Source organism: Tatumella sp. UCD-D_suzukii (assembly GCF_000611875.2).
GTDB classification, from domain to species: domain Bacteria; phylum Pseudomonadota; class Gammaproteobacteria; order Enterobacterales; family Enterobacteriaceae; genus Tatumella; species Tatumella ptyseos.
In genome coordinates this window covers 1-1,753 of the sequence record NZ_JFJX01000032.1, presented here as the reverse complement: position 1 = coordinate 1,753, position 1,753 = coordinate 1, and the positions used below count along the sequence as shown (strand labels likewise).

Annotated in this window: 1 protein-coding gene; it reads left to right on the top strand. The window is 66.3% G+C overall.

Translation table 11 applies throughout. The features are described from left to right. A partial coding sequence (locus tag CG67_RS07085; RefSeq protein ID WP_038024736.1) for an Ig-like domain-containing protein occupies nucleotides 1-1,753 on the top strand: 1,753 nt, incomplete at both ends.

Below are 1,753 nucleotides of genomic sequence, written 5' to 3'. Positions count from 1 at the left end.
ACCGCGGCAGCCGGCGACACCGTCACTATCCTCGACAACGGTAAAGCCATCGGCACCGCCACCGCGGGCAGCGACGGCAGCTGGAGCAGCACCCTGCCGGCCCTGGCCGACGGCAGCCACAGCATCACCACCACGGTCACTGATGCGGCCGGCAATACCAGCCAGCCTTCGGCCGCGATTCCTGTGACGGTCGAGACCACGGCACCGGCAGCAGCAGCCAACGTGACGCTGACCGATTCCGCCGGGGACGATCTGAGCGGGAAAGCCAGTAACGATGCCACCCCGATCCTCAAAGGGACCGCGGCAGCCGGCGACACCGTCACTATCCTCGACAACGGTAAAGCCATCGGCACCGCCACGGCAGGCAGCGACGGCAGCTGGAGCAGCACCCTGCCGGCCCTGGCCGACGGCAGCCACAGTATCACCACCACGGTCACCGATGCCGCCGGTAACACCAGTCAGCCTTCGGCGGCGATTCCTGTCACGGTCGAGACCACGGCGCCGGCAGCAGCCGGTGATGTCGGACTGACCGACGGTAACGGTAATAACCTGTCCGGAGCGGAGACAAATGACTCTACCCCGATCCTGAAAGGGACCGCGGCAGCCGGCGACACCGTCACTATCCTCGACAACGGTAAAGCCATCGGCACCGCCACGGCGGGCAGCGACGGCAGCTGGAGCAGCACCCTGCCGGCCCTGGCCGACGGCAGCCACAGTATCACCACCACCGTCACCGATGCCGCCGGCAATACCAGCCAGCCTTCGGCAGCGATTCCTGTCACGGTCGAGACCACGGCACCGGCAGAAGCAGCCAACGTGACGCTGACCGATTCCTCCGGGGACGATCTGAGCGGGAAAGCCAGTAACGATGCCACCCCTGTTCTCAAAGGCACCGCGGCAGCCGGTGATACCGTCACTATCCTCGACAACGGTAAAGCCATCGGTACCGCCACCGCGGGCAGCGACGGCAGCTGGAGCAGCACCCTGCCGGCCCTGGCCGACGGCAGCCACAGCATCACCACCACGGTCACCGATGCCGCCGGCAACACCAGTCAGCCTTCGGCCGCCATTCCTGTCACGATCGAGACCACGGCGCCGGCAGAAGCAGGCGATATCAGCCTGACCGATTCCGCCGGGGACGATCTGAGCGGGAAAGCCAGTAACGATGCCACCCCGATCCTCAAAGGGACCGCGGCAGCCGGCGACACCGTCACTATCCTCGACAACGGTAAAGCCATCGGCACCGCCACGGCGGGCAGCGACGGCAGCTGGAGCAGCACCCTGCCGGCCCTGGCCGACGGCAGCCACAGTATTACCACCACGGTCACTGATGCGGCCGGCAATACCAGTCAGCCTTCGGCAGCGATTCCTGTCACGATCGAGACCACGGCGCCGGCAGAAGCCGGTGATGTCGAACTGACCGACGGTAACGGTAATAACCTGTCCGGAGCGGAGACAAATGACTCTACCCCGATCCTGAAAGGGACCGCGGCAGCCGGCGACACCGTCACTATCCTCGACAACGGTAAAGCCATCGGCACCGCCACCGCGGGCAGCGACGGCAGCTGGAGCAGCACCCTGCCGGCCCTGGCCGACGGCAGCCACAGCATCACCACCACGGTCACCGATGCCGCCGGCAACACCAGTCAGCCTTCGGCCGCCATTCCTGTCACGATCGAGACCACGGCGCCGGCAGAAGCAGGCGATATCAGCCTGACCGATTCCGCCGGGGACGATCTGAGCGGGAAAGCCA